Source organism: Streptomyces sp. SudanB5_2050 (assembly GCF_964272335.1).
Classification (GTDB): Bacteria; Actinomycetota; Actinomycetes; order Streptomycetales; family Streptomycetaceae; genus Streptomyces; species Streptomyces rochei.
In genome coordinates, this window is sequence record NZ_OZ186760.1 from 2,991,567 (window position 1) to 3,014,073 (window position 22,507).

At 74.7% G+C, this 22,507-nt stretch carries 22 protein-coding genes; 8 read left to right on the top strand and 14 right to left on the bottom strand.

What is annotated here, in order from left to right; genetic code table 11:
- Window positions 1-115 precede the first annotated feature (115 nt).
- The gene (locus ACFZP7_RS13300) at window positions 116-703 is read left to right on the top strand and encodes a hypothetical protein (protein WP_385634488.1); all 588 of its coding nucleotides are present in this window, start codon (window positions 116-118) and stop codon (window positions 701-703) included.
- Between the two features lie 166 nt (window positions 704-869).
- Here ACFZP7_RS13300 and ACFZP7_RS13305 read toward each other — a convergent pair whose 3' ends face one another.
- Both ACFZP7_RS13305 and ACFZP7_RS13310 read right to left on the bottom strand, forming a co-directional pair.
- Window positions 870-1,739, bottom strand: a complete 870-nt coding sequence (locus ACFZP7_RS13305) for a spermidine synthase (protein WP_062139507.1) — start codon at window positions 1,737-1,739, stop codon at window positions 870-872.
- Window positions 1,740-1,941: 202 nt separating this feature from the next.
- Window positions 1,942-2,325: a hypothetical protein gene (locus ACFZP7_RS13310; RefSeq protein WP_046250440.1), complete on the bottom strand. Its 384-nt coding sequence runs from the start codon at window positions 2,323-2,325 to the stop codon at window positions 1,942-1,944.
- A 296-nt stretch (window positions 2,326-2,621) separates the two neighbouring features.
- Between ACFZP7_RS13310 and ACFZP7_RS13315 the strand changes: the two genes are divergently transcribed.
- On the top strand, window positions 2,622-4,124 hold the full coding sequence (locus tag ACFZP7_RS13315; RefSeq protein ID WP_385634489.1) for a hypothetical protein: 1,503 nt from the start codon (window positions 2,622-2,624) through the stop codon (window positions 4,122-4,124).
- 89 nt (window positions 4,125-4,213) lie between these two features.
- On the opposite strand, the gene ACFZP7_RS13320 is transcribed toward ACFZP7_RS13315, so the two are convergent.
- Window positions 4,214-4,810, bottom strand: a complete 597-nt coding sequence (locus ACFZP7_RS13320) for a histidine phosphatase family protein (protein ID WP_019325564.1) — start codon at window positions 4,808-4,810, stop codon at window positions 4,214-4,216.
- A gap of 197 nt (window positions 4,811-5,007) precedes the next feature.
- On the opposite strand from ACFZP7_RS13320, the gene ACFZP7_RS13325 reads away from it, so the two are divergent.
- The 5 genes from ACFZP7_RS13325 (at window position 5,008) to ACFZP7_RS13345 (ending at window position 10,716) form a co-directional block, all read left to right on the top strand.
- A complete protein-coding gene (locus ACFZP7_RS13325) occupies window positions 5,008-6,018 on the top strand; it encodes a phosphatase PAP2 family protein (RefSeq protein ID WP_385638430.1) in 1,011 nt (336 codons plus the stop codon).
- A complete protein-coding gene (locus ACFZP7_RS13330) occupies window positions 5,915-7,141 on the top strand; it encodes a hypothetical protein (protein ID WP_371321359.1) in 1,227 nt (408 codons plus the stop codon). The genes ACFZP7_RS13325 and ACFZP7_RS13330 overlap by 104 nt, the downstream gene beginning before the upstream one ends.
- Window positions 7,132-8,730, top strand: a complete 1,599-nt coding sequence (locus ACFZP7_RS13335) for a hypothetical protein (protein WP_031014265.1) — start codon at window positions 7,132-7,134, stop codon at window positions 8,728-8,730. The genes ACFZP7_RS13330 and ACFZP7_RS13335 overlap by 10 nt, the downstream gene beginning before the upstream one ends.
- Window positions 8,727-10,088, top strand: coding sequence for an AAA family ATPase (locus tag ACFZP7_RS13340; protein ID WP_046250194.1), 1,362 nt, complete (start codon window positions 8,727-8,729; stop codon window positions 10,086-10,088). The genes ACFZP7_RS13335 and ACFZP7_RS13340 overlap by 4 nt, the downstream gene beginning before the upstream one ends.
- Before the next feature lie 79 nt (window positions 10,089-10,167).
- Entirely contained in the window at window positions 10,168-10,716 is a 549-nt protein-coding gene (locus ACFZP7_RS13345; protein ID WP_019325569.1) for a MarR family winged helix-turn-helix transcriptional regulator, read from the top strand.
- On the opposite strand, the gene ACFZP7_RS13350 is transcribed toward ACFZP7_RS13345, so the two are convergent.
- Genes ACFZP7_RS13350 through ACFZP7_RS13400 form a run of 11 tightly spaced genes read right to left on the bottom strand, consistent with a single transcriptional unit; the run spans window position 10,695 to window position 20,761 of the window.
- A complete protein-coding gene (locus ACFZP7_RS13350) occupies window positions 10,695-11,723 on the bottom strand; it encodes an aromatic ring-hydroxylating dioxygenase subunit alpha (protein ID WP_030969638.1) in 1,029 nt (342 codons plus the stop codon). The two genes, ACFZP7_RS13345 and ACFZP7_RS13350, sit on opposite strands and share 22 nt — an antisense overlap.
- A gap of 1 nt (window position 11,724) precedes the next feature.
- Entirely contained in the window at window positions 11,725-11,952 is a 228-nt protein-coding gene (locus tag ACFZP7_RS13355; protein ID WP_261699021.1) for a recombinase-like helix-turn-helix domain-containing protein, read from the bottom strand.
- An 18-nt stretch (window positions 11,953-11,970) separates the two neighbouring features.
- Entirely contained in the window at window positions 11,971-12,921 is a 951-nt protein-coding gene (locus tag ACFZP7_RS13360; RefSeq protein WP_385634490.1) for a PDR/VanB family oxidoreductase, read from the bottom strand.
- A gap of 14 nt (window positions 12,922-12,935) precedes the next feature.
- Window positions 12,936-14,567 (bottom strand): thiamine pyrophosphate-binding protein, encoded by a 1,632-nt coding sequence (locus tag ACFZP7_RS13365; protein WP_385634491.1) that lies wholly within the window; start codon window positions 14,565-14,567, stop codon window positions 12,936-12,938.
- Window positions 14,568-14,576: 9 nt separating this feature from the next.
- On the bottom strand, window positions 14,577-15,368 hold the full coding sequence (locus ACFZP7_RS13370) for an SDR family oxidoreductase (RefSeq protein WP_019325574.1): 792 nt from the start codon (window positions 15,366-15,368) through the stop codon (window positions 14,577-14,579).
- 29 nt (window positions 15,369-15,397) lie between these two features.
- Window positions 15,398-16,150 (bottom strand): SDR family oxidoreductase, encoded by a 753-nt coding sequence (locus tag ACFZP7_RS13375; protein ID WP_385634492.1) that lies wholly within the window; start codon window positions 16,148-16,150, stop codon window positions 15,398-15,400.
- On the bottom strand, window positions 16,143-16,664 hold the full coding sequence (locus ACFZP7_RS13380; RefSeq protein WP_109202898.1) for a cupin domain-containing protein: 522 nt from the start codon (window positions 16,662-16,664) through the stop codon (window positions 16,143-16,145). The genes ACFZP7_RS13375 and ACFZP7_RS13380 overlap by 8 nt, the downstream gene beginning before the upstream one ends.
- Before the next feature lie 5 nt (window positions 16,665-16,669).
- Window positions 16,670-17,473: an alpha/beta fold hydrolase gene (locus ACFZP7_RS13385; protein ID WP_385634493.1), complete on the bottom strand. Its 804-nt coding sequence runs from the start codon at window positions 17,471-17,473 to the stop codon at window positions 16,670-16,672.
- A complete protein-coding gene (locus tag ACFZP7_RS13390) occupies window positions 17,470-18,282 on the bottom strand; it encodes an aspartate dehydrogenase domain-containing protein (protein WP_385634494.1) in 813 nt (270 codons plus the stop codon). The genes ACFZP7_RS13385 and ACFZP7_RS13390 overlap by 4 nt, the downstream gene beginning before the upstream one ends.
- Window positions 18,279-19,250 (bottom strand): VOC family protein, encoded by a 972-nt coding sequence (locus ACFZP7_RS13395; RefSeq protein ID WP_030969650.1) that lies wholly within the window; start codon window positions 19,248-19,250, stop codon window positions 18,279-18,281. Before ACFZP7_RS13395 ends, ACFZP7_RS13390 begins: the two co-directional genes overlap by 4 nt.
- Window positions 19,251-19,273: 23 nt before the next feature.
- Complete coding sequence (locus ACFZP7_RS13400; RefSeq protein WP_175461366.1) at window positions 19,274-20,761, bottom strand: aldehyde dehydrogenase family protein; 1,488 nt, start codon at window positions 20,759-20,761, stop codon at window positions 19,274-19,276.
- A 340-nt stretch (window positions 20,762-21,101) separates the two neighbouring features.
- Between ACFZP7_RS13400 and ACFZP7_RS13405 the strand changes: the two genes are divergently transcribed.
- Window positions 21,102-22,502, top strand: a complete 1,401-nt coding sequence (locus tag ACFZP7_RS13405; RefSeq protein ID WP_192340764.1) for an MFS transporter — start codon at window positions 21,102-21,104, stop codon at window positions 22,500-22,502.
- Window positions 22,503-22,507: the final 5 nt, after the last annotated feature.

Below are 22,507 nucleotides of genomic sequence, written 5' to 3' on the forward strand. Positions count from 1 at the left end.
GCACCGTACGCCATGCGGACCGACCCGGTCCGAGCCTGTGGACAACTCCGTCCGGGGCTCACGGCGGCGCCCGTTCGCGCGACACGCGTGGGGCGGGTGAGGCAGTATGGCCGCGATGCGCAGAGGACTCATCCACGTGATCGCCTGGCTGCTCGCCACCGGCGCGGCGGTCACCCTGTCGTGGTGGGGCGTCCACACGGTGATGGCGGGCACGGCCTACGACGCCCCCCGGGCGCTGCCCATCACGGCCGCCGACGCGAGCGTCCGGGACGGGGCGGACGACGACGGGAAGGGCCCCGGCGGGAAGGACGACGGCGGGGAGTCCCTGGCGTCGTCCACCAGCCGGCCGTCGCCCTCGCCGTCGGGCAGCGCGTCGCCGACGCCGAGCGGGACGCCCCGCGAGCCCGGTGCCGCCCCGTCGCGGACCGCTCCGTCCACCACGCCGCCCCGAGAGTCGGCCGGCCCGCCGCCCGCGACGTCCGGCCGGGTCAGGAGTTACGACACCGACGGGGGCCGCGCCGTCTTCGACCTCGGTCCCTCGTCCGCGTCCCTGGTGTCGGCGACGCCGGGTTCGGGCTGGTCGATGCAGGTGTGGAAGACGGAGTCGTGGATCCGGGTGGAGTTCACCTCGGGCGCGGACCGGGTGTCGGTGTTCTGCACCTGGCACGACGGGCCGCCGAGGGTGGAGATCGGCAGCTACTGAGCCGCCCGCGGGGCCCGGCTGTCTCGGAGGCCCGCGAGACCCGGGAGGGCAGCGAGGCCCGTGCGGACAGCGAGGCCCGCGCGGGCTGCGGGGTCCGCGAGGGCTGCGCGGGCTGCGCGGGCTGCGGGGTCCGGTCGGCGGTCCGCGGGACGGTTCGCCGGGACGGTCACGTGAACACGGAGTCCGGCGGCGCGGGCGAGTCCACCGCCGCCGCGTCCGTCACGGGTGCGGCGCCGCCCGTGAAGTCCCGCAGCGCGCGGCCGTGTTCGACGCGCGCGGTGTGCGGGTCGGAGGCCGCGCGCCGGGTGAGTTCGGCGACCGGCAGCGGGTGGTCGCCGGCGACCAGGACCGCGTTGCCGAAGCGCCTGCCGCGCAGTACGGCCGGGTCGGCGACGAGCGCCAGTTCCGGGAACCGGGCGGCGGCGGTGGCGATCTGGCCGCGCAGGTGCGCGAGCGGCGGGCCGTCGGCGAGGTTGGCGACGTAGACCCCGCCGGGCGCCAGCGCGCGGCGGACCTCGTCCAGGAACTCGGTGGACGTCAGGTGGGCCGGTGTCCGGGCCCCGCTGAACACGTCCGCGACGACCAGGTCGGCCCAGCCGTCGGGCACCTTCGCCAGCCCGGCGCGGGCGTCGGTGGAGCGCACCCGGATCCGGGCGCCGGGGTCCAGGGGCAGTTCGCGCCGGACCAGCTCGACCAGTCCGGCGTCCCGCTCGACGACCTGCTGGGTGGAGCGGGGGCGGGTGGCGGCCACGTACCGGGCGAGGGTGAAGGCGCCGCCGCCGAGGTGAACGGCGCGCACGGGCCTGCCGGGCGGAGCGGCCAGGTCGATGACGTGGCCGATCCGGCGCTGGTACTCGAAGGACAGGTACGCCGGGTCGTCGAGGTCGACGTGCGACTGCGGGGCCCCGTCGATCAGCAGCGTCCAGGCCCGCGGGCGCTCCCGGTCGGGTACCAGCTCGGCGCGCCCGCCGTCGACGTCCTCGACGACGGCTGCGGCGGCCGCTCGTCCGCGGCGGGTGTTCCTGGACCTTCCCATCGGCCCATTATCGGACGACGCCGGGGCCGGGCCGTCCTCCGGTCGTCGTGCGCTGTCGTGCGGCCGTCGCGCGGCCGTCGTGCGGGGGCCGGAGCGGACCGGACGGGAGCGGGCTGTACCGGAGGCGGGCCGAACCGGAGCGGCCCCGTACCGGAGCGGCCCCGTACCGGAGCGCGCCCCGGCGGTGCGGCCGGCGGCCGGCTCAGCGGCAGCTGTCCGCGGCCTCGATCAGCCGGGCCGCCTCGCCCAGCGCGGCCCGCAGGACGGCGGGGTCGGTGGCCAGGTCCGCCTCTCCGGGCGGCAGCAGCCAGTCCGCCCCCGCGACCGGCGGCTCCGGTTCGGTGGCGACGCGCAGTCCGCGGCCGTCCGTCTCCGTGCAGGTGCTTCCGGGCACGTCCCAGGCGGCGGCCGTGCCCGAGGGCACGAGGAAACCGAGGGTGTCGCAGCCGTCGTCGTGGATCACCGGGCCCACCCCGTCACCGGCGCCCCGCCTGAGGATGTCGACCGCCTCCAGGCCCTGCCGGGTCGGGACGGTGACGACGTCGCAGGCGTCACAGGGGGCTTCGCTGATCGGTCTGGTATCCATCCCGGCCTCCACCACGGAACTCCTCCTCGGACGAGCGGGTCGGGAGTCGGGGGGCCTCCCGGTCCACCGGGTTCAACGCGGCAGGGCGTCAACGGCTACGGCACGAATCAGCCGCAAAGGATGGCACTTCATGGCAGATCGTGGATGAGATATCCGGTTTGTAGCCAAACACCGCGTGATCGCTTCGTCACAGCCGGTACGTTCTTGCTCGCCGGACACAGGGATGACAAACGGAGGAACCCCGCGCGCCACCCTTTCCCGGCCTGGTTCGACGGTTCGCACGAGAGGACCCGGCCATGACCTCGTCAACGGTGACCTCCCCCCGGCCCGACCGGCCGCCGCGGCCCAACCTCGCCTTCCGGCGGTTGCGCGGCAAGCGCTCGCCGGCCGAGTTCGCGGCGGCGGTGCGCCGGGCCGCACGCGAGATCGGCGAGCGGGTCAGCTGCGACGCGCGTTACATCGGCCGGGTCGAGGCGGGCGAGATCCGTTGCCCCAACTACGCGTACGAGCGGGTGTTCCTGCACATGTTCCCCGGCCGCACGCTCACCGACCTGGGCTTCGCGCCCCGCTCGTCGGTGCGGGGGCGCCGGGCGCGCGCCGACGAGGAGGCGACCGGGGCGCACGCGGACCGCGCGCCGGGCACCGCGAGTGAGACGCGGAGGGCGCGCGAGCCGTACGACACGCCGGACACGCAGTACCCGCACCACCCGTACGACACGCACCGCCCGTACGACCCGCATGACCCGCATGACCCGCATGACCCGCATGACGACAACGAGGAGAGCGACGTGCTGCGTCGCGCATTCATGATGAGCGGTGCCACGGTGGCCGCCGCTTCACTGGGCCCCCTGGCGCTCGCCCACGACGCGGTGGCGGCCGGGCGGCCCCCGCGCCGGGCCGGGGCGGGCCACGCGGGCGCCCTGGAGGAAGCCGTCCGCCGGATCAGGCTGCTCGACGACCGGCACGGCGCGGACGGCCTGTACCGGCGCGCGGCGGCCCCGCTGCGGACCGCCTACGCGCTGCTGGACGCCGGCGCGACCCGGCAGGCGACGGCGGACCGGCTGTACGCGGGCGCCGGGGAACTCGCGATCTCCGTGGGCTGGCTGGCGCACGACTCCGGGCGTTTCGACGACGCCCGCTCCCACTACGCCGAGGCCCTCGCCACCTCCCGCATGACCGGCGACCCCGCCCTGGAGGCGCACGCCTTCTGCAACATGGCGTTCCTGGCCCGGGACGCCGGGCGGCCCCGCGAGGCGGTGCGGGCCGCCCAGGCCGCACAGCGCGCCGCCCGGTCGCTGGGCTCGGCCCGGCTGCTGTCCCTGCTCGCCCTGCGCGAGGCGGGGGGCTGGGCGGGGCTCGCCGACCGGGTCGGCTGCGAGCAGGCGCTGACCCGGGCGCAGGCCCTGTTCGGGCAGGGGCCCTCGGACGCCGACCCGGAGTGGATGACGTTCTACGGCGAGGCGGAGTTGGAGGGGCTGGAGGCCCAGTGCTGGTCCACCCTGGGCGACTGGCCCCGGGCGGCCCGGCACGCACGGCGGGCGGCCGCGCTGCAGGACCCGCACTTCACCAGGAACCTCGCGCTGTACTCGGCGGAACTCGCCGACGACCTGGCCCGCGGCGGGCGGCCCGACGAGGCGGCCGGGGCGGGCATGCGGGTCCTGGACCTGCTCGGCGAGGTCCAGTCCTCCCGGATCCACACCATGCTGGCGGGCACGGCCCGCGTGCTGCTGCCGCACCGGCGGGCGTCGGGCGTCTCGGCCTTCCTGGACCGCCACGCCTCGCTCCCCCGGACGGCGTGACGCCCTGCGCGGCCCGTGGCCACGGCACCCCGGACCGCGGCGGCGGTGGGGCTCGGGCGCCCTTCGGGACGCGGCCCCGCCCCGTCGGCTCAGCCCGCCAGGTGCCCCATGTCGTTCCAGCTCTCCAGCGCCGGCTCCCCGTACGCCCACCCCAGCACCGACAGCGACGTCGGGTTCAGCCGTATCCGGGCCGCGAAGTCCAGCGGCAGCCCCAGCCACCGCGCACCGATCGACCGCAGGATGTGCCCGTGGGCGAAGACCAGCACGTCGCGGTCCGCCTCCCGCGCCCACGCCACGACCTCGTCCGCGCGCGCGGTGACGTCCGCCAGGCTCTCGCCCTCCGGGACCCCGTCCCGCCAGATCAGCCAGCCGGGCCGGACCGCCTGGATCTCGGCCGGCGTCATCCCCTCGTACGCCCCGTAGTCCCACTCCATCAGCGTGTCCCACGGGCGGGCGCGCTCCCCGAAGCCGGCGAGTTCGCAGGTCTCCCGCGCGCGGGAGAGCGGGCTGGTGCGCACCTCGACGCCGGGCAGCCCGTCGAGCGGCGACCGGTGCAGCCGCTCGCCGAGCAGTTTCGCGCCGCGGCGGCCCTCTTCGAGCAACGGCACATCGGTCCTGCCGGTGTGCTTGCCGGACAGCGACCACTCGGTCTGTCCGTGCCGGGCCAGCAGGATGCGCGGTGCCATGAAGGGGGCCTTTCCGGGAGAAATGTCAGGGCCGACCCCTCCATCATCGCGTACGCCCTATCCGGGCAACCCGGGGGGCGATCCCGGCGTCTATCAGGGCCGAGGGCGCCCCGTGAACCGGGTGCGGACAGGCCGTAGAGTGGCACGTCCATGTCGACTGGGCGCGAGCGAGAACGAGAAGGGGGAGGGTGATCGGATTGCCGCACACCGAGGCACCGGGCACCGAGGCGACCCCGAGGACCCGGCTGCGCTGGTGGACCGAGCTGCCGCTCATCCTCCTCGTCTACGCCTGCTACTCCGCGGGACGTCTCCTCGTCCGGGGCGACGTCTCCGACGCGGTCGACCACGGCCTGGCCATCCTGGACATCGAGAAGGCGCTCTTCCTCAACGCGGAGCACCCGCTCAACCGCCTGTTCACCCGCGAGCCCTGGATCGGCATACCGGCGGACTTCTGGTACGCGTCGCTGCATTATCTGGTCACCCCGGTGATCCTGATCTGGCTCTTCCGCTCGCGCACGGTGCGCTACCGGGCCGCCCGCACCTGGCTGATGACGTCCACGTTCATCGGCCTCATCGGCTTCACCCTGCTGCCCACCTGCCCGCCCCGGCTGCTGGACGCGAGCCACGGGTTCGTCGACACGATGGCCCAGTACAGCTCGTACGGCTGGTGGGGCGGCGAGGCGAGCGCGCCGCGCGGCCTGGGCGGGATGACCAACCAGTACGCGGCCATGCCGAGCCTGCACGTGGGCTGGTCCCTGTGGTGCGGCGTGATGCTGTGGCGCCACGGCGGCACGCGGGCGGCCAAGGCGGCCGGGGTCGTCTACCCGCTGGTGACCACGATCGTGGTGATGGGCACCGCCAACCACTACTTCCTCGACGCGGTCGCGGGCGCGGCCGTGATGGGGGCGGGGCTGCTGCTGACGCCGTTCGTGATGCGGGCCTCGAACCGGGCGCGGGCCCTGCTGCCGGCCCGGTTCACGACGGGCACCGCCGCGGAGGCGTCCGGTGCCGAGCGCGCCGCCGGCCCGGCGGACACACCCGCCGCACCGGCCTCCGGCGCCGCGCATTCCCCGATTGTCAGTGGTGGATGCCAGACTTCCGCGGGTGAGCGATTTCCACGGCAGCGTGAGCAGCGGCTGGAAGCGGGAGCCGAGCCGGACCCCTCCCCCTCGGACGCGGGGGACGAGACTCCGGCACCGGCTCGCTGAGCTGCGCGGCCCCGACGTGCCGGCCAAGGCGTTGGACGCCCGGGCGCTGGCCGCCCTCGCCGCCAATCCGGGCTGCCGGCGGCGCGCGATCCTCGACGGTGCCGGGGTGGACAAGGCGTCGCTGGCGAGCGCGCTGGGCTCGCCGTCGGTCTTCGGGCAGTCGCAGTTCGCGCTCACCCGGGGCAACGCGTTCGAGGCGCGGGTCAAGGCGGACGGCGGCGCTGAGCTGCTGCGGCTGGTGCACGAGAGGCTGGACCGGGGCGCCGAGCCGCCCGCCGCCGGCGCGCATGTGCCCGACCTGTCCGCGACCGGCCCCGAGGGCCGCGCGGCCCGCACGGCGCTGGCGCTGCGCGAGGCCACCACCGGCTCCGCCGGTACGCCCGGCGGTCCCGGCGCCTGGACGCTGCTCGACCACCCGATGCTCGCCCTGGACGTCGCCGGGTCCCCCGCCTTCCTCGAGCCGGACGCCGTGGTGGTGCACCCGGACGGCAGCTGGACGGTGGTGGAGATCAAGTCCTTCCCCATGCTGGACGGCTCCGCCGACCCGGCGAAGGTGGGCGCCGCCGCCCGGCAGGCCGCGGTGTACGTACTGGCCCTGGAGCGGGTGGCCGCCCGGCTGGACCCCGCCCCGCGCGTGCGCGACCGGGTGCTCCTCGTGTGCCCGAAGGACTTCTCCAACCTGCCCACCGCGTCCGCGGTCGACGTGCGCAGGCAGCGCGCGGTCACCGGCCGCCAGCTGGCCCGGCTGACCCGCATCGAGGACATCGCGGACGCGCTCCCCGACGGCGTCTGCTTCTCCCCCGAGCTGCCGGCCGAGGAGCTGACGGCCGCGGTCGAGGCGGTCCCGGCGACGTACGCGCCCGAGTGCCTGTCCGCCTGCGAGCTGGCCTTCCACTGCCGTGCCCGGTCCCGCGAGGCCGGTGCGGTGACCGCGCTGGGCCGCCCGGTGCGGGCCGAGCTGGGCGGTATGTCGACGGTCGAGGAGGTGCTGGCGGCGGCCCGCGGCGAGGCCGGCGACCCGGACGACCCGGCGGTGGCGGCGCTGCGCAGGGCGGCGCGGCTGCGCGCGGAGGCCCTCGCGGCGGCCGGCGCCGGGGCGCGAGAGGCGGCCGTGTGTCCCTGATCACCACGCTGGCCCGGCTGGAGGCCGTGCGCACCGGCCGCGCCCAGCCCGCCGCCACCGTCCGGCACCGCCATCTGTCCGACCGTCCGCTGGTCTTCGTGCCGCTGATCACCGCCGGTGAGGCCGGCGCCCCGCTCGGCGCCCTGGTCGGCACCGACCGGGACGCGCCGCGTCTGCTGGTCGTCCCGCAGCCCCGCGACCGCGACCTGCGCTTCGCCTTCCTCGCCGAGCTGGCTGGCGTCGTGCTGCCGCACATCGAGGCGTACGCGGACAGCGTCGAGCCCGCCGAGCGCACCGAGACCGACCCGGAGACGGGCAAGCGGGTCAAGGTCGAGGTCGACCTGTGCGCGGACGCCGCGCAGCTGATCGTGCCCTCCCGCGCGGGTGTCGACTTCGTCCGGCTGCTGGGCCGGTCGATGCGGTTCCGGCGTACGGCGGAGCAGGACCCGGAGACACCGCACCCCGCGCCGCCGAGGGTGCCGCTGCTCGGCCGGTGGCTGACCCACTACGGCGAGCGGGCCCGGGTGCCCGGTTCCTCGCTGCTGCTCGCCATGACCGATCTGCTGGGCCGGCACTGGGCGACCGGACAGTCCACGCTGGAGGACCAGCACCTGGGCGCGCTGCTCGCCTGGATCGCCCCGGGCGACGAGGGTCCGACGGGCGCGGAGGCGGCCCGCCGGGCCGAGCTGGCCCGCGACGCCGACGGGCAGCTGCTGTGCCCGCCCGCGGGCCCGGCCACCGACCCGGCCTTCGACAACAAGCTGCTGGCCCCCGCCATCGAGCGCTACGACCGGGCGCGCACCGCGCTCGCCGCCGCCGAGGACGGTGTGGAGGCCGACGACCGGCTGGGCGCCGTCACCGCCGCCGAGCGGGAGGTCCGCGCACTGGTCGAGAGCCGCACGCGGCCGACCTGGGACGCGGTGTGGCGGGGCCTGGACCTGCTGCGGGAGCTGCCCGCCGGGGCGCACGTCGAGGACCGGTGGACCCGGGACCGCTGGTCGTTCACGTCCCACCGCGACCGCGTCCTCGCGGGCGAGCCCCCGCAGCCGCGCCGCGACGACGCGGTGACGGCCGCCAACAAGCTCGCCACACGGGAGCGGGAGCAGGCCCGGCTGGAGGCGCAGGAAGCTTTGGACGACCCGCTGGTGATGGCGGGGCGGCGGCTGGCCGGGGAGGCGTTCGCCGGGGAGGTCATCGACGTGGTGATGGCGTACAGCGAGAGCAAGCGGCCGAGTCCGCGTCCGCTGGTCACGGTCCGCACGGACGACCGGCCGCACCTGGGCGAGCGGGTGAAGGTCCACCGGTCGCTGGGCGGCAGGCCGCAGGCGGCCGAGTTCGTCGCACAGGAGGACGAGGGCGTCCTCGTGCTGCGGATCGTGGACCGGATGGGCCGGGGCAAGGAGCCCGAGGCCGGGTCGGTGCCGGAGAAGGGCGACCGGGTCTGCTTCACCCTCTTCGAGCACGAGCAGCGGGGCGGCGCGAAGCTGCCCGACCCGGAGGGGACCCCGTGGACGCACGGCGGGCCGCCCGGCGAGACGGCGGCCGTGCCGGAGGCGGCCGACGCCCAGACGGAGGAGGACGTGCTGTGACCGCCGAGACCACCGCGGCCCCCGCCGCCCCGGTCCTGGACCCGGGTGCCGAGGCGGCCCGCGCCACCGCCGCGATCCTCCACGACACCCTGCACGGCACCGAGCGCGGTGTCGTCGTCGACTCCCCGCCCGGCGCCGGCAAGTCCACGCTGGTGGTGCGGGCGGCGCTGGAGCTGGCCGAGGCGGGCCGGCCCCTGATGGTCGTCGCGCAGACCAACGCCCAGGTCGACGACCTCGTCCTGCGCCTCGCCGAGAAGAACCCGGACCTGCCGGTGGGCCGCCTGCACAGCAGCGACGCCGACCCGTACGACAAGGCGCTCGACGGCCTGGAGAACGTACGCACGTCGGCGAAGGCCGCCGATCTCGCCGGGCAGGCCGTCGTGCTGTCGACGGCGGCGAAGTGGGCGCACGTCAAGGTGGACGAGCCGTGGCGGCACGCGATCGTGGACGAGGCGTACCAGATGCGGTCCGACTCGCTGCTGGCGGTGGCCGGGCTGTTCGAGCGGGCGCTGTTCGTGGGCGACCCGGGTCAGCTGGACCCGTTCGCGACGGTGGGCAGCGAGCAGTGGGCGGGCCTGTCGCACGATCCGTCCGCGTCGGCCGTGACGACGCTGCTGGCCCACAACCCGACCCTGCCCCAGCACCGGCTGCCGGTGTCCTGGCGGCTGCCGGCGTCGGCGGCCCCCCTCGTCTCGGACGCCTTCTACCCGTACACGCCGTTCCGCAGCGGCACCGGTCACGGCGACCGTCGGCTGGCCTTCTCCGTCCCCTCGGACGGCTCGGGCCCGGACCAGGTGATCGACGAGGCCGCCCGCTCGGGGTGGGGGCTGCTGGAGCTGCCCCCGCGGCACACGCCGCGCACCGACCCGGAGGCGGTGCGGGCGGTGGCGTCGGTGGTGCGGCGGCTCCTGGACCGGCGGGGCGCGGCGACGTCCGAGCGCGCGCCGGACCCCGTGCCCCTGACCGCCGACCGCGTCGCCGTCGGCACGGCCCACCGCGACCAGGCGGCGGCCGTCCGGGCGGCGCTGGCCGACGTCGGGGTCACGGAGGTCACCGTGGACACGGCGAACCGGCTCCAGGGCCGCGAGTACGACGTCACCGTCGTCCTGCACCCGTTGTCGGGCCGCCCCGACGCCACCGCCTTCCACCTGGAGACGGGCCGCCTGTGCGTCCTGGCCTCCCGTCACCGGCACGCCTGCGTCGTGGTCTGCCGGGCGGGGGTCGACGAGCTGCTGGACGACTACCCGTCCACGGAGCCGGTCCAGCTGGGGACGCCGGTGAAGTTCCCGGACGGCTGGGAGGCGAACCACGCGGTGCTGGCGCACCTCGCGGAACACCGGGTCCCCTGGCGGCCCTGAGGCCGTCGCTCCGGGGCCTGTTCGCCGGATCCCTCAGGGCTAAGATTTCACCACCGAACACATGCCGCGAGGGGAAGACATGGCTCAGGGCAGGGCGGCGAAGCGGCCGGACGCCGTGGCGGGGATCGTCGAGGACTGGGCCCGGGAGCGGCCCGAGCTGGACACGTCGCCGTTGGAGGTGCTGGCCCGGCTGCACCGGTCGTACCTGCAGTACCAGTCGCGGATGACCTCGGGGCTGGACGAGCACGGACTGTCCGTCGCCGGGTTCGACGTGCTCACCGCGCTGCGCCGGGCCGGCGCCCCGTACCGGCTGACCGCCGGGCAGCTCGCGGACTCCGGGCTGGTCTCCTCCGCCGGGGTGACCCTGCGTCTGGACCGGCTGGAGAAGGACGGCCTGCTGGTGCGCGAGCGCGACGCCGCCGACCGGCGCGTGGTGTACTCGCGGCTCACCGAGGCCGGACTGGCGAAGGTGGACGAGGTGTTCGCCGAGCACCTGGAGAACGAACGGCGGATGCTCGGCGGGCTCTCCCCCGCCGAGCGCCGTCAGCTGGGCCGGCTGCTGTCGAAGCTGGAGCGTTCCATCGTGGACTCCGACGACATCCCCGCTCAGCGCGCCGAGACCGGCTGAGCCTTCGACTGCCGTCCCGCCTGCGCCTGGTAGAGGCGGCGCAGGCGGACCACGCCCAGGTCGTGCTGGTAGAGGTTCTCCCGCTGGTCGGCGTCGGCGGGCATGCTCTCCAGGACGACGCGGTCCTGCTCCAGCACCTCCCAGTGGCGGGCCTCGATGAGGGTCTTGTACAGGAACCGCCAGGTGTCGCGCTGCCAGTCGCTCACCTTGCGGTAGCGCCAGAAGAAGACGCCGGTGCGGCCCGCGTCCACCGGGCAGGCCATGCCGACGATGCCGAAGGGGCCGCCGGGGCCCGCCGACGGCGGGTAGGGGATGGACAGGTCCACCCAGTCCACACCGGTGTGGCACAGCTCCACCCAGTCGAAGTTGACGCCCCGCTGGTCGGTCTTCTCGAAGAAGTAGCCCCGCTCGGTCTCCCGGATGCGGAACTTGGCGGACGTGTCACCGGCGAACATGGTGTGCGACTCGGAGTGCAGGAAGGCGCCGTGCATCGGGTCGAGCAGGTTCTCCATGGCGAACCGCCACGGCACGTCCCACTCGGCGTAGCAGAGGAAGGCGGAGATCTCCTCGTCGGCCAGCGGTTCGGGGAGGGTCAGCTCCACCGGCTCCGGGTGCTCCTCGTCGCCGAAGTAGGCGAGGATCGCGCCGCCGACCTCGCGCACGGGCAGCGAGGTGACGAGGGTCTTGCCCTCCAGGTTGCAGCCCGGCAGGCCCGGGACGGAGGTGACCGTGCCGGCGCCGTCGACCTCGACCCCGTGGTACCAGCAGGCCACCCGGTCGCCCAGGTGCTTGCCGAGGGACAGGGGCGCCCCGCGGTGGGGGCAGCGGTCGGCGAGCATGGACAGGGCGCCGTCGGACTTGCGGAAGAGCAGCCAGTTCTCGCCGAGGGCGGTCACCCTGCGCATGCCGCCGGGCTCGACGAACCGGGAGGGCACGACGGGGTGCCACTGGTTGCGCAGGCCGTGGGCGTAGATGTGGTCGGCGCTGTCGCGGGTGGAGAGGGTCATGTCAGGCTCCCAGGCGGTGCATCTCGGCGCGGAAGGACTCCTCGGTCCAGGGTTCGCCCGTGGGCGTGCGCAACTGGCGGGAGTTGAGGCCGTCGATCACGTCGGACAGCTCGTGACCGTCCTTGGTGAAGATGTCCTCGAGGGTGCGCGCGAGCTTGGTCTCGTACGGGGTGGGCTCGTGGTCGCGGGTCTGGTGGGGGTCCAGGTAGGGCCAGGCGGTCTCGGGCACGGCGTTCTCCGTAGGTGGTCAGAGGTTCAGGACGAGGCGGTCCGAGGCGCAGCGCGAGACGCAGATCATCATCGTCTCGCCGGTGGCGCGTTCGGCGTCGCTGAGCAGGAAGTCGCGGTGGTCGGGGGTGCCGGCCAGGACGCGGGTCTCGCAGGAGCCGCAGATGCCGTCGCGGCAGGAGGAGGTGACGGCGAGGCCCGCGTTCTCGGCGGCCTCCAGGATGGAGGTGCCGGGGCCGACGTTCAGGGTGACGCCGGACGCGCGGCACTCGACCTCGAAGGCGCCGTCGTCGCCGTCGTCGCGCGCCACGGCCGGAGCGGCGAACCGCTCGGTGCGCAGCCGTCCTTCCGGTGCCACCGCCTCGACGGCCTTCAGCAGCGGCTCCGGGCCGCAGCAGTAGACCAGCGCGTCGTCCGGCAGGTCCGCGAGGACGCCGGCCACGTCGATGTGCCCCCGCTCGTCCTGCGGGACCAGGGTCACCTCGCCCCCGCCGAGCGCGGCGAGTTCGCCGCCGAAGGCCATCGAGGCGCGCGTACGGCCGCCGTGGACCAGCCGGTACGGGATGCCGTCCCGTGCGGCGCGGCGGGCCATGGCCAGGATCGGCGTGATGCCGATGCCGCCGGCGATGAAGAGGTAGGAGGCGGCCGGTTCGAGGGCGAAGTGGTTGCGCGGCCCGGCCACCCGCACCGTCTGTCCGGGCCGCACCTTGGTGTGCACGTGGCGGGAACCGCCGCGTGACGCGGGCTCGTTGAGGATGCCGAGCCGGTAGACGCCCGTCTCCTCCGGGTCGCCGCACAGGCTGTACTGGCGGATGTGGCCGCCCGCGTGCAGGTCCAGGTGGGCGCCCGGGGTCCAGGCGGGCAGGGGCTTGCCGTCCGGGTGGACCAGTTCGACGGAGAGGACGCCGTCGGCCTCCCAGGTGGTGCGGTGGACGAGGAGGTCCAGTTCCTGCTCTTCGGTGGTGCTCATGGCTGCGGGCCTCCCTACCGGGTGGGGATCTTGACGGGCGGGGTGAACGGGTTCCTCATCGGGCCGAGCGCGGCCAGGTCGACCTCGACGAGGGTCGGCCCGTCGGAGGCGACGGCCGCGTCGATCACCTTCGCGGCCTCGCTCGCGTCGCCGATCCGCGCGTACGGCAGGGAGCAGGCGGCGGCGAGCCGGGCGAAGTCGGGGGTGAACAGGTCGACGCCGGAGCGGCGTTCGGTGTAGGTGGCCTGCATGTTGCGGAGCACTCCGTAGCCGCCGTCGTTGAAGACGATCAGCGTCAGGCGGGGCCGTTCCTGGGCGAGGGTGAGCAGTTCGCCGAGGTGGACGGCGAGTCCGCCGTCCCCGGCGATGACCACGGTGGGCTCGTCGGGGCGGGCGAGGGCGGCGCCGATGCCCATGGCGAGGCCCTGGCCGATGCCGCCGCCGCGGGGGAAGACGTTGGCCCGCGGGTCGTGGATCGGCAGCAGGCGGTTGCCCCAGGCGGACGAGGGGATGGTGACGTCCCGGGCGACGACGGCGCCGCGCGGCAGGGCGGCGGCGAGGGCGTCGCAGATCGCCGCCTGGGGGCCGATGCCGTCGTGCAGCGCGGCCCGCACCTCCTCGCGCACCCGCCGGACCCGGTCGGTCCAGTCCGCGTCGGCCCGTACGGCGGTCTCGGTGAGCGGTGGCAGGACCGCCCCCGCGTCGCCGTGGAGGGCGTGCCGGGCCGGGTAGACCCGGCCGAGGGCGGCGGCGTCGACGTCGATCTGGATGTGCGCCTCGGGGAGCCTCAGCCCGTAGTCGGCGGTCTCGTTGGAGCGGAAGTGGGTGCCGACGGTGACGAGGACGTCCGCGTCGGCGAGCAGGGCGCGGGCGGCGGGGGTGGTGGCGAAGTTGCCGACGACCTGCTCGTGGTCCTCGGGGACGGAGCCCCGGCCGGAGTTGGAGGTGAGCAGCCCGGCGCCGGTCGCCTCCAGCAGGGCGAGGAGCTGGTCGCGGGCGGTGGTGGCGCCGCCGCCGGCCCAGATCAGCGGGCGTCGGGCGGAGGCGAGCAGGTCGCGTGCGCCGGCCAGCGCGGAGGCGTCCGGCACCGGGGCCCCGGAGGCGGGCGCGCTCTCGCCGTCGTCCTCCTGGACCGCGTACTGGAGGTCGATCGGCCACTCCACGCTCGCGGGTCCGCCCGGCGCGGCGAGCGCGGCGGCGGACGCCTCGCGCAGGACGCGGCCGGCGTCCCGGGCGGAGGTGACGGTCGCGGCGTACGTGGAGACCGCGGCGAGCATGCCGAGCTGGTCCTTGGTCTCGTGGATGAAGCCGCGTCCGCTGCCGAGGTGGGCCGACTCGACCTGCCCGGTGATGTGCAGCACCGCCGTCCCGGACGACAGGGCCTCGATCAGGGAACCGGCCGCGTTGCCCGCGCCGGTGCCGGTCGAGGTGAGGGCGCAGCCGATGGAGCCGCGGGCCCGGCCGTGGGCGTCGGCGGCGTTGACGGCGCTCGCCTCGTGCCGCACCGGCACGAACCGCAGCTCCGGGTCGGCCTCGACGGCCTCCACCAGCGGCAGGTTGTGCACGGACACGATGCCGAAGACGGTGTCCACGCCGAGGGACTTGAGGTGGGCGGCGAGGAGTCCGCCACCGTTGTCATGACGCATGCGTACTCCTCAGAGGATGCCGCGGCCGACTCCGCCGCAGACGTCGATGCTGGTTCCGGTGATGTACGAGGCGCGCGGGGAGAGCAGCGAGACGATCGCGTAGGCGACCTCCTCGGCGCGGCCGAGCCGCCCCAGCGCGATGCCCCGGTCGGCGGCGATCTCCGCCTGCCACTCCTCGTAGGTGAGCCCGCTGTCCGCCGCCGCGTGGCGGCGGGTCCACTGGCCGGTGTCGACCAGGCCGAGGCAGACGGAGTTGACGCGGATGCCCTCGGGGGCGAGTTCGCGGGCCAGGGAGGTGGAGAGGTTGAGGATGCCGGCGCGGGCGGCGCTCGTCGTGATCAGCCGGGTCTCCGGCTGCTTGGCCAGGACGGCGTTGACGTTGACGACCGCGGCGGCGTCGGAGGCGCGGAGGCGGGCGCGGGCGGCGGCCAGGGGGTGGAGGACGCCCGCGAACTTCAGTTCCAGCTCGTCGCGCCAGTCCTCCTCGACCGTCTCGTCCAGGGACTTCATCCGCGACTGGCCCGCGTTGTTGACGAGCCCGTCCAGGCGTCCTCCGAGACGGTCGGCGGCGCGCTCGGTGAACTCCCGTACGGCGTCGGCGTCCCGGACGTCGCAGACGCCCGTGTACAGCCGGTCGGTACCGGCGCCGAGGCCGGCCGCGGCCTCGGCGAGCCGGTCGGCGTCGCGCCCGCAGGTCGCGACCCGGGCGCCTTCCGCGAGCAGGGCGCGGACCGTGGCCAGGCCGACGCCGGAGCTGCCGCCGGTGACCAGGACGGTGCGGTCGGCGAGGCCGAGATCCATGGGTACTCCTAGACGGTGGGGAGGGTGGTTCAGTGCATCGTGAAGCCGCCGTTGACGGCGATCACCTGTCCGGTCAGGTAGCGGGACTCCTCGCCCAGCAGGTAGGAGACGAGCCCCACCAGGTCGTCGGGGCGCTGCGGCCGGGAGACCGCGCGGTTCGCCGCGTACAGGGCGTGCCGTTCGGCCGGTACGGTCGCGGTCGCCTCGACCTCGGTGAGGCCCGGCGCCACCGCGTTGACGGTGATGCCGCGCTCCCCCAGCTCGCGGGCCATGGCCCGGGTCAGGGCGATGACGGCGCCCTTGGAGGCGATGTAGTGGGCGAGGCGCGGGGAGCCGTAGAGGGCCGCGTCGGAGGCGATGTTGACGATCCGTCCGGGGCCGGGCATCAGGGGCAGCAGATGCTTGGCGACGAGCCAGGGGCCGCGCGCGTTGACGGTCATCAGCCGGTCCCAGGTCTCGACGTCGATGTCCTGGAACTCCCGGCCGCCCACGCCGTTGGCGAGGGCCGCGTTGTTGACCAGCGCGTACACCGGGCCGGCGGCGGCGACGCGGGCGGCCAGCGCCTCGACGGAGTCCGGGTCGGCGACGTCCAGGGGCACGAACTGCGCGGCACCGCCCGCCTCGCGGATCGCCGCCGCCGTGCGGGAGCCCCACTCCTCGTTCAGCTCGGCGACGACGACCCGGTACCCGTCGTCCGCCGCCCGGCGGGCCATGGCCTCCCCCAGGCCACGGCCCGCGCCGGTCACGACGACCGTGCGGCGCCCGGTCGCCGGGTCAGTCACGGGTGACGCCGTACAGCGGGGAGTACTCGGGGTACGTCGGCACCTGCGGCTTCTGCGTGCCGATGATCACGCAGAACAGGGCGTCGGTGTCGCCCTCGTTCTTCAGCGAGCGGGTCACGCCGGCCGGCACGACGATCATGTCGCGGTAGCCGAGGGTGCGGTACTCGGTCTCGTCGGGGCCGCGGTGGATGCCGACGCGGACCTGGCCCTCCAGGACGAAGAAGGCTTCCTCGACGTCGTGGTGGGTGTGGGCCGGGCCCTCGGCGCCGGGCGGCAGCAGCATGTTGGAGAAGGTGAAGCCGCCCGAGGGGAGGATGCGGCCGTCGTCCTCGTGGTTGCCGGTGGCGCCGGAGCCGACGTAGCGGATCTGCGCCCGCTTGTACTGCGGGCCAGCCTTCTCCTGGAAGGAGAGGGTGCCCCAGTCCGGTTCGCGGGAGTCCTTGGTGGCGATCAGGGAGTCGGTGTACTTGGCGAGGTCCCCGCCGTTGTCGTACGCGGTGGTGGTCAGCGGCATGGTGATCAGCCCTTCGTGGTGCGGGGGTCGGTGACGATGTGCAGGTGGGAGAGCAGCCAGGCGTTGAAGCGCTCGGGCTGTTCCTGGTTGGCCAGGTGACCGGCGTCCTTGACGATCACGTAGGCGGTCCGGTGCAGACCGCCGGCCAGGACCTGTGAGGCTTCGGGGCCGGTGATCCGGTCCTTCTCCCCGCACAGGACGAGGGTGGGCGCGGCGACCCGGTGGAGTTCGCCGCGCAGGTCGGTGCGGGCCATCGACTCGGCGGCCGGCCGGTAGCCGGGCGGCCGGACCGAGTCGGCCATGGTGTCGACGACCCGCCGCACCAGCTCGGGCGGCGCCCCCTCGGACAGCAGCCGGGGGCCGCGCTTCTCCGCGAAGGCACGCGCGCCGAGGCTCTCCAGCTCCGGGATCCGGGCGCGCATCGCGGCGGCCTTCTCCGGGCTCGTACCGGAGCCGGGGGTGGAGTCGGCGACGGTGAGGGAGGCGACGAGGTCCGGGTGCCGGGTGGCGAGCCGGAGCGCGATCACTCCGCCCCAGGAGACGCCGACCACGTGGGCGTCGGTGCCGCGGGCGCGGATGACCTCGGCGGCGGTGTCGGCGTAGTCGTCGAGGGTGAGGTCGTGGTCCGGGTCGGCGGACTTCGCGTAGCCGGGGGCGTCCCAGGCGACCATCCGGTGACCGGCGGCGAGTGCCCCGGTCTGCGGGGCGAAGGCGGCGGACGAGGAGCCGATGCCGTGCAGGCAGAGCACCAGCGGGCCGGCGTCGCCGTTCTCCTCCAGGTGCAGCCCGGCGGGGTCGTAGGCGGTCACAGGATCTGCCCCCGGCGTCCGGTGAGGGCGGCGAGCGAGCGCAGCACGGCGTACGGCACGACCCTGCTGGTGGCCGGGTTGGCGGCGTCGGGGACGTGCCGCACCTCGAAGCGGTACGCGCCCTGCGGGCCGCTCGCCTCGATCACGTGGGAGGTGTGCGCGGCCGCCGGGTCGGCGACGACCCGGACCCGTACGGCCTCGAGGTCGCCGACCGCGAGCGCCACCGAGGCGGCGACGTTCGTGGACTTGGGGAACTTGACCGGTACGTCGCGGGCGGTGCCGGACATGACCTCCACCGGCGTGGTCGTGGACCGCAGCCGGGCCAGGGTCGCCTCGTCCATCCAGGGCTGTTCGAGGGTGGACGGCAGCTTGGTGGTGGTCAGCGTGACCTCGCCGAGCGGGCCCATGGCGCGTACGGCCTGGAGCAGGTCGAGTCCGCCGACCGCGCCGCCGGTGAAGTACACCCGGCCGGGCCCGGCTGCCAGGAGCCGCTTGGACAGTTCCTCGTCGGTCAGTGCTCCGGTGGACGCCACGAGCAGGTCGGTGCCGGAGGCGAGGATCGTCTCGCCCCATTCCCGTACGACGCCCTGGCCCGCGGCCTCGACGATCAGGTCGCAGGCGGCGAGGGCCTGCTCCACGGTGAGCTGCGGGGCGGGGACGGCGTCGCCGAGCGGCCGGTTGTCGACGATGCCCGCCAGTTCGGCGCCGGGCACCTCGCCCGCGGCGAGGGCGCCGCCGACGGTCCGGCCGATGGCGCCCCAGCCGATGAGGGCGACCTTGCGGGTGCGGGCTTCGGTGGCGCCGCTCATGCCGCCGCTCCTTCCGGGCCGGTGACGGCGTCCACGGGGGCGACGACCGGGCTGCCGTCGGGCGTGCCGGTCATGTGGGCGCGGATCCGCTGCGACGGCGGGCCGGCCGTCCCCCACAGGTCGGACAGCTCGGGAGTGCGCCGCCACACCTTGCAGATCCAGGTGTCCTCGACGACCTGGGCGACCTCGGTGGTGTACTCGCACACCAGGCCAGTGGGGTCGGTGAAGTAGGAGAAGGTGTTGTTGCCGGGGCCGTGACGTCCCGGGCCCCACTCGGGGGTGATCCCGTGGTGCCGGAGCCGGCCGAGGCCGCGCATGAAGTGGTCGATCGAGGTCATCTCGTACGCCACGTGGTTGAGGGAGACCCAGGGTGCCTGGTTGAAGGCGACGCAGTGGTGGTCGGTCCCGCAGCGCAGGAAGGCCATCTGGTGCTCGGACCAGTCCGAGACGCGCATGCCGAGCACGTCCCGGTAGAAGGCGACCGAGGCGTCGATGTCGGGGGTGTTGAGGACGGCGTGGGTGACGCCGACCGGCAGGGCCGCGTCCCGGCTGCGCGCGGTGACCGCCCAGGTGTCGGCGGAGAGTTCGACGAGCCGTCCGTCGAGGTCGTGGAAGCGCAGTCCGTAGCCGCCGCCGACCTGGTCGAGGGGGCCGGGTTCGGTGACGAGGGCGATGCCCCGGGCCCGGAGGCGGCGGGCGGCCTCGTCGATCTCGGCGGGGGTGCCGAGGGCGAAGACCAGGCGGCCCAGGCCGATCGTCTCCGAGCGGGTCAGGCGCAGGGCGTGGTGCTCGTCGCCGGTGCCGCGCAGCCAGCTCGCGCTGTGCTCGGACTCGACGACCTGGAGGCCCCAGACCTCCTCGTAGAAGTCGACGGCGTCGGCGAAGTTCGGGGTGAGCAGTTCGACCGAGCGCAGGGCGCGCAGCCGGCCGATCGGGGGGTGGGTCGTGGCGGTCGGGGGGTGGGTCATGGCGGAATCTCCCGAGGGGTGGGTCAGTTGGCCCAGGGCAGGGGCGTGGCGTCGGTGCCCCAGTACAGGGACTTCTGCCGCTGGTAGGCGCGGATCAGGTCGCGGCCCTTCTCGATGCCGAGCCCGGAGTCCTTCATCCCGCCGAAGGGGGTGGAGATGGAGAACTGCTTGTAGGTGTTGATCCAGACGGTCCCGGCCTCGATCCGCCGGCCGAGCCGCCAGGCGGCGCGCGCGTCGCGGGTCCAGATGCCGCAGGCGAGGCCGTAGACGGAGTCGTTGGCCCGGGCGACGAGTTCGTCCTCGTCGTCGTAGGACAGCGCGACGAGGACGGGACCGAAGATCTCCTCCCGGCAGACGCGGGCCGAGTCGGGCAGGGAGTCGATGACGGTCGGCAGGTAGTAGGCGCCGTCGGCGTACCGCTCGCCCTCGGGCGCGGCCCCGCCGCACAGCACCCGGCCGCCCTCCGCGCGGGCGAGGTCGACGGCGGCGGCGACGGCGTCGCGGTGCGCGTGGTGGACGAGCGGGGCGACCTGGGTGTCGGGGGACGTGCCGGGTCCGACGCGCAGCTTGCGCACCCGCTCGACGAGTTCGCCGACGAAGGAGTCGTAGCGCGAGGCGTGGACGAACAGCCGCGAACCGGCGACGCAGGACTGCCCGCTGGAGGAGAAGATCCCGTACATCACGCCGGCGAGGGCCTGTTCGGTGTCGGCGTCCTCGCGGACGATCGTCGGCGACTTGCCGCCGAGTTCGAGCGAGGCGGGGACGAGTTTGTCGGCGGCGGCGCGGGCGATGGCGCGCCCGGTGGTGGTGCCGCCCGTGAAGCCGATCCGGCCGACCAGCGGGTGCCGGACGATCGCGTCGCCCACGACGCGGCCCTTGCCCGGCAGCACCGAGAGCAGCGCGGTGGGCAGCCGTTCCTCGCCCAGCACCCGGTGGACGAGGCGCCCGAGGGCGAGGGAGACCAGCGGGGTCCATTCGGCGGGTTTGAGCAGGACCGCGTTGCCGCCGGCCAGCGCCGGGGCGATCTTCTGCGCGTCGGAGGCGATCGGCGAGTTCCAGGGGTTGATCGCCCCTACGACGCCGATCGGTTCGTAGGTGCTCATCGTGACGTAGGGGCCGCGCGAGGGGGTGAGCGCGTCCTCGGCCGTCTCCAGGGCGGCGGCCGTGTACCGGAAGGTGCCAGCGGCGCTGAGGGCGAGCGCGCGGGTCTCGCCGAGGGTCTTGCCGGTGTCGGCGGTCTGGAGGGCGGACAGCGCGTCGGCCTGCTCCTCGATCAGGTCGCCGATCCGGTACAGGACGCGGGCCCTGCGGTGGGGCGGGAGGTCCCGCCACCCGGGTGCGGCGGCGGCCTCGGCGGCGGCCCGCGCGGCCTCGTCCACGTCGTCCGGCGAGGCGGCGTGGACGGTGGTGAGGAGGCTGCCGTCGGAGGGGTCCGTGGTGTGGATGGGCAGCCCGGAGCCGCGCCGCCAGTGTCCGGCGATGAGGATCTCGTCGGCGGGGATGCGCGGCATGGGGGCCTCCGGGAAGGGACGGTGCGGGAACTCGCGGACACGGCGGGGGCGTTGCCCGAACCGCTTGTCTAGGCGCTAGAAATCTAAGGGCTTAACTAATTGGCCCGCAAGGGACCGGGCGCGATGAATTTGTCGCGACGTCAGGAGTAAGGCTTGCCTAACCTCGACCGACTACCGGTAGAACTTAAGCCCTGAGACATTCAGCGCCTACATAAGTGGGTCGGCGGCACCGCCCGCGCGGCCCGCCCGTCTCGTCCTCGCCGCACCTCTCCAGCCCTCATCGCCGCCCGGTACGCGGTTGCTCCGCCGTGCCGTGCGTCCCGAACCGGAGAACACACCCATGACGATCGACGCAGCCCGCGCCACCCCGGGCCCACAAGGCGACTCCGCCGCGCTCGCGGCCGCCATCGGCGCCCGCTTCGAACGCCTGCCGCTGTGCCGCTGGCAGGTGATGGTCCGGCTCGTCGTCGGCGCCGTCACCTTCTTCGAGGCCTTCGACCAGCTCCTGATCGCGTACGCCCTCCCCGACCTGCGCGACGAGTGGCACCTCGGCACCTCGCAGGTCACCGCCCTGATGACGGTCGGCTCGATCGGCATGCTCATCGGCGCGCTGGCCTCGGGCAGACTCGCGGACCGCATCGGCCGGGTGAAGGTGATCGCCGGCTGCATCGCGCTGTCCGGTGTCTGCAACCTCGCCCTGATCCTGTGCACCTCCCCCGAGCCCTTCATGGCGATCCGCTTCGTGCAGGGCATGGCCATCGGCGGCGAGGTGCCCATCGCGGCCACCTTCATCGCCGAGATCACCCGCGCCCACCAGCGGGGCCGCTTCGTCCTCCTGTACGAGCTGGTCTTCCCGGCCGGCCTCACCGCGGGCGCCCTCCTGGCCGCCTGGCTGGTGCCGGTGCTCGGCTGGCGCTGGGTCTTCGGCCTGGCCGCGGTCCCCGGCCTGCTCTGCCTCGCCCTCGCCCGCTGGGTGCCCGAGTCGCCGCGCTGGCTCGCCGACCACGGCCGGCACGACGAGGCCCTGGCGACGATGGCGTCGATCGAGGAGAAGGTCGAGCGGATCACCGGCGCCCCGCTGCCCGCCCCCGCCCCGGCGCGCCCCGCCCCGCCCGCCCCGGGCAAGAGCGGCCTGCGCGAACTGCTGACCGGAAGGTACGGCAAACGCACCCTCGTCATCGGTCTGCTGTGGTTCACGGGCTACTTCGCCAACTACGGCATCACGTCCTGGCTGCCGACCATCTACGAGGACCACTTCGACCTCGGCCTGTCCACGGCGCTCCTCTACTCCACCGTGACGAGCTGCGCGGGTCTGGCCGGCTGTCTGATCGTCGCCCTCACCGTCGACCGGGTCGGCCGCCGCAACACGGTGATCTGGTGCATGGCGGCGGCCGCGCTCTGCCTGCTCCTGCTCGGCCTGACGGGCGGCGACTCGGCGACGGGCGTCCTCGCCTGGACGTCCCTGGCCGCCGTCTTCCTCTTCGGCTCCAACATCTGCCTCTACCTCTACACGCCGGAGCTGTTCCCCACCCGGATCAGGGCCCTGGGCTCCAGCGTGGGCGGCGCGATGAACCGCCTGGGCGTCATCCTCGGCCCGATCGTGGTGGGTGCCATCTACGCGGGGGGCGCCATCGGCACGGTGTTCGTCACCCTGGCGGCCGTCGCCCTCGTCGGTTCGCTGTCGGCGGCGGCCGGCGCGGAGGAGACGAGCGGCCGGACGCTGGAGGACGTCGCGCCCTGACCCGC